Origin of the sequence: Thioalkalivibrio sp. XN8, assembly GCF_011058255.1 — a bacterium.
Classification (GTDB): domain Bacteria; phylum Pseudomonadota; class Gammaproteobacteria; order Steroidobacterales; family XN24; genus XN24.
In genome coordinates, this window is the sequence record NZ_JAALFH010000039.1 from 1 (window position 1) to 3711 (window position 3711).

The 3711-nt window shown below is 75.9% G+C and carries 5 protein-coding genes; 1 reads left to right on the forward strand and 4 read right to left on the reverse strand.

The window, feature by feature from the left end; translation table 11 throughout:
• Together G6N75_RS04315 and G6N75_RS04320 are read right to left on the reverse strand one after the other, a co-directional pair.
• Nucleotides 1-356: HTH domain-containing protein (locus G6N75_RS04315; protein ID WP_165346941.1), on the reverse strand; the 356-nt coding region annotated here is incomplete at its 3' end.
• On the reverse strand, nt 353-991 hold the full coding sequence (locus G6N75_RS04320; RefSeq protein WP_165346943.1) for a glycerol-3-phosphate acyltransferase: 639 nt from the start codon (nt 989-991) through the stop codon (nt 353-355). The genes G6N75_RS04320 and G6N75_RS04315, both read right to left, overlap by 4 nt.
• Before the next feature lie 119 nt (nt 992-1110).
• On the opposite strand from G6N75_RS04320, the gene G6N75_RS04325 reads away from it, so the two are divergent.
• Nucleotides 1111-2004: a YegS/Rv2252/BmrU family lipid kinase gene (locus G6N75_RS04325; RefSeq protein ID WP_165346945.1), complete on the forward strand. Its 894-nt coding sequence runs from the start codon at nt 1111-1113 to the stop codon at nt 2002-2004.
• A gap of 10 nt (nt 2005-2014) precedes the next feature.
• Here G6N75_RS04325 and G6N75_RS04330 read toward each other — a convergent pair whose 3' ends face one another.
• On the reverse strand, nt 2015-2902 hold the full coding sequence (locus tag G6N75_RS04330) for a DMT family transporter (RefSeq protein WP_165346947.1): 888 nt from the start codon (nt 2900-2902) through the stop codon (nt 2015-2017).
• The coding region (locus tag G6N75_RS04335) for an alpha/beta hydrolase fold domain-containing protein (RefSeq protein ID WP_165346949.1) at nt 2899-3711 on the reverse strand (813 nt) is incomplete at its 5' end. The genes G6N75_RS04335 and G6N75_RS04330, both read right to left, overlap by 4 nt.

Sequence of the window (3711 nt, forward strand, 5' to 3'; positions counted from 1 at the left end):
CGGCCCGCGGTCTGGTACTCGGCCAGGCTCGCGACCAGCTCGCCGGCCGGCCGGCCGGCCTCCAGCACCCGGGTGTTGGTGGAAGCAGTGACGGGGAGCACTTCCAGCAGGCCGAGCCGGTCCGCGACCCCGGCCGGCATGGCGGCGCGGATGGCGTCGGCATCGAGCAGCTCCAGGGGCGCCGCCAGCCGGTAGCCCCGGCCCGGCTGCGCCGCCACCTCCAGGCCGAGCTCGCCCAGGCGCTGCACGCCCTTCCATACGGCGGTCCGGCTGATGCCCAGGCGGCGCCCGAGTGCCGCGCCCGAGACCGGCTCGCCCGCGGCCAGCGCTGCCAGGAGCGCCGCGTTGTAACTCACCGGCGGCGGCCTGCCAGGCCGCGGAACATGCGGTGCTCGACCCCGGCGCGCATGCGCGCGATGTTGCTGCGGTGGGTCCAGGCCACGAATCCCGCCATCACCAGGGCGAACCAGAACAGGGGGCTGCCCGCGCCGCCGGTCAGCGCCAGCCACAGCGGCGCCACGGCGGCGGCCGTGATGGTGGCGACCCCGACGTAGCCGCCGATCCCGGCCACCAGCACCCAGGTGAGCATCACCGGCGCCAGCAGGCTCAGCTGGATCGCGGCGTACGCGCCCAGCAGCGTGGCCATGCCCTTGCCGCCCCGGAAGCCGAAGAACACCGGCCAGACGTGGCCGGCCACCGCGCCCGCGCCGATCGCGACGGCGACGGCCTCGCGGCTCACCGCCGGATCGACGGCGATCCCGGGCAGGGCCGCGCCGGTGAGCAGGAGGATGGGCAGGACGGCCTTCAGCACGTCGATCAGCACCACGCCGAGGGCGAAACCCTTGCCCTGCGTGCGCAGCGCATTGGTCCCGCCCGCGTTGCCGCTGCCCAGCTGGCGGATGTCGACCCCCCGCAGCCGGCCGAGCACCAGGCTGCCGACGATGGAGCCGGCGAGATAACCGAGCAGGAACTTGCAGGCGAGCTCGAGCATGGGGCGCGGGGCCGAGGCAGAGGAGTTCGCGCCGATTCTATCCCGGATCAGGGCTCGCCGGGACCGGGCCGCCGGCAGCGTCCTGCGTTATGCTGCGCGGCGTCTCCCCGGAGGAAGCCATGCCCGAAGCCGTGCTCCTGCTCGCCAACCCGGCCGCCGGCAGCGGGCGCGCCGCCACCGTTGGCGGCCGCGCGGCGCGGTTGCTGGAGCAGCATGGACTGCGCGTGGAAACCGTCGTCAGCCGGGGGCCGGGCCACCTGGCGGAAGTCGCCGCGGCGGCCGCGGCCGGCGGGCGGGCCCGCGTCGTCGCCCTCGGCGGCGACGGCACCCTGTCGGAGGTCGCCCGCGGCCTGCTGTCGGTGCCGGCGACGCCGACGCTGCTCGGCATCGTGCCGCTGGGGACCGGCAACGACTTCATCAAGTCGCTCGGCTGGCCCCGCGACTGGCGCCGGGCCTGCGCGGCGCTGGCCGGCGGCTGCACGCCCCGCCGGCTGGACGCGGCGACGGTCAACGGGCGGTGGTTCGTGAATGCCGTCGGCCTCGGCTTCGATGCCGCGATCGCCGCGGCCACGGCCCGCTACAAGTGGCTGCCGGGCGCGCTGGGCTACGCTGCCGGCCTGCTCGACGCCCTGCGGGCCGGCATCGACACGCCGGTCTGCACCCTGCGCTGGGACGGGGGCGAAGACCGCCGGCCGGTTACGCTGGTGGCCGCCTGCAACGGCCAGTATGCGGGCGGGCTGTTCCACCTGGCGCCGGAGGCCCGGCTGGACGACGGCCGGCTCGACCTCGTCTGGGCCGACGGCCTGGGTCGCCTCGGCGTGCTGCGCCACGCGCCCAGCGTGATGCGGGGCACGCACCCGCGGCTGCCCGTCGCCCACTCGGCCCGCGCGTGCCGGCTGGAAATCACCAGCGCGGCCCCGTTGCCGGCGCAGGCCGACGGGGAACTGCTCGGGCTGGAACTGACGCGGCTGGAGATCGAGATCGCGCCGGGCGTGCTCGGGCTCTGGACCTGAGTCCTGCGGGTCAACCCGCCCCGCGCCGCCGCGGCAGGGAGCCCAGGCCGATGGCCGCAATGGCCAGCGCCGCGCCGGCCAGTTCGCGCGGCCCGAAGGCGCGCGAGAAGATCAGGATGTCCCAGATGAAGGCCAGCGTCGGCTGCAGCAGCAGGATCAGGCCGACCCGCGAGGCCGGCACGTGCGGCAGGCTGCCGGAGATCAGCAGCCAGCCCACCACCTGGGCCACCAGGGCGTAGGCGGCGAGCATCCAGGCCGCCCCCGGAGCAGGCAGCGCAATGCCGGGGCCGGCCGCGGCGGACCCGACGTAGAGGCAGGCGGCCGAAACCAGTGAGACGATCATCAGGTCCGAGGCGATCGAGCCCGCCGGGCTGGCCGCCCGGGCCCGGCGCAGGGCCAGGATATAAGCGGAGTAGAACAGCGCGGTGGACAGCCCGAAGAAAATGCCCCAGCGGTAGTCCGCATCCAGCGAGCTCCATTCGAAGCCCACGATGAGGCCCAGGCCGAGGAAGGCCATGGGGATCGCCAGCAGCAGCTCCCAGCGCGCCTGCTCGCGGAAGAACAGGATGCCCACGAGGGCCAGCACGAAGACCTGGAAGTTGCCGAGCAGCGTGGCCAGGCCGGGGCCGACATACCAGATACTGCGGTGCCAGACGGCGAGGTCGGCGGCGAACAGCAGGCCGGCCGCCAGCAGCGCCGCCAGCGCCACGCCGGAGCGCCGCTCCACCGGGGCGCGCCGGGCGAATACCCAGGCCGCCAGCATCAGGCCGCCGAACAGGGTCCGGTAGAACGCGCTCTCGGTCGGGCTGACGGGGGTCAGGCGCACGAACACCGGGGCGAAGCTGATCATCGCCGCGCCGCAGAGCAGCCGGATGGTCGGCTTGGCCAGCAGCCTCATCCACCCGCTCCGTGGCGCGGCGCCAGCAGGGCCGCGGCGCGGCGCAGCGTCGCCGTCGCCTCCGGCAGCCAGCCGGCCAGCAGGGGCCAGGCGTGCCACAGGCCCCGTGCAGTCTCCACCCGGTGCCGGACGCCGGCGGCGCCCAGCGCCGCGGCGAGGCGGCGGGTGTCGTCCGCGAGCATTTCGTCGGCATCACAGGCGAGAAAGCACGGCGGCAGGCCGCCCATGGAATGGGCCAGCAGGTTGAAGCGCGGATCGCCCGCCGGCAGCCGGCCGCAGAAGGCCGCAATGCCCTCGGGCACGAAGCCCGGGGGCAGCATCAGGTCGCCCTGCCCGGCCCGTGCGGCGCGGCCGAGATCGAGCAGCGGGGAGAACAGCGCCAGGGCGCCCGCCCGCGGCAGGCCGGTGGCGATGACTTCCCGCGCGAGCCACAGGGCCAGCCAGCCGCCCGCCGAATCGCCGGCCACCGCCGCCGGCCGCATCCCGCCCGCGGTCAGGCGCTCCCAGGCGCCGAGCACCTGGTCCGGGGCCGCCGGGAAGGGGTGTTCGGGCGCCAGCGGGTAGTCCAGCAGCAGCACCGGCCGGTCGCATTCGCGCGCCAGGGTCGCGGCCACCGCGCGGTGGCTGCGGGGCGAGCCCAGAACGAAGCCGCCGCCGTGCAGGTACAGGAGCGCCGGGCCCGCCGCCATGGCCTCCGGGCCGGCCCCGGGCGGCAGCAGCCAGGCGCTGCCGGGATACTCCGCGCCCGCCGCGTGCATGGTGACCCCCCGCGGCAGCGGCAGGAGCCGCGCCGCCCGCTCCATCGCCAG